General features: G+C 65.4%; 1 pseudogene. It reads left to right on the top strand.

Annotation, left to right across the window (positions count from 1 at the left end):
• Window positions 1-448 (top strand): annotated as a pseudogene (locus AC5RVV_RS18110) (RNA degradosome polyphosphate kinase); the annotation flags it as partial.

Genomic DNA, 448 nt, shown 5'->3' with positions numbered 1-448 from the left:
GCACTACCCCAAGCAGGTGCCGCACACCAGCCGGTACCTGAAGGAAAACGAGACCTCCAAGCCGGCCAATGTCTTTGCCGCCATGCGGCGCCGCGACATCCTGCTGCACCACCCCTACGATTCCTTCTCCACCTCCGTGCAGGCGTTCCTGGAGCAGGCCGCGGCGGATCCGCGGGTGCAGGCGATCAAGCAGACCCTGTACCGCACCTCGGGTGATTCCCCTATCGTGGATGCGCTGATCGATGCCGCCGAAGCCGGCAAGCAGGTCCTGGCCCTGGTGGAGATCAAGGCGCGCTTCGACGAGCAGGCCAACATCACCTGGGCGCGCAAGCTGGAACAGGCCGGCGTGCACGTGGTGTACGGCATCGTGGGCCTGAAGACCCACTGTAAGCTCTCCCTGGTGGTCCGCCAGGAAACCGACGGACTGCGTCGTTACTGCCACGTCGGC

The sequence above is a fragment of the Arthrobacter sp. MDT2-34-1 genome (assembly GCF_059091365.1).
The sequence above is the reverse complement of the archived record's forward strand: the minus strand, read 5'-3'. Positions and strand labels throughout refer to the sequence as shown.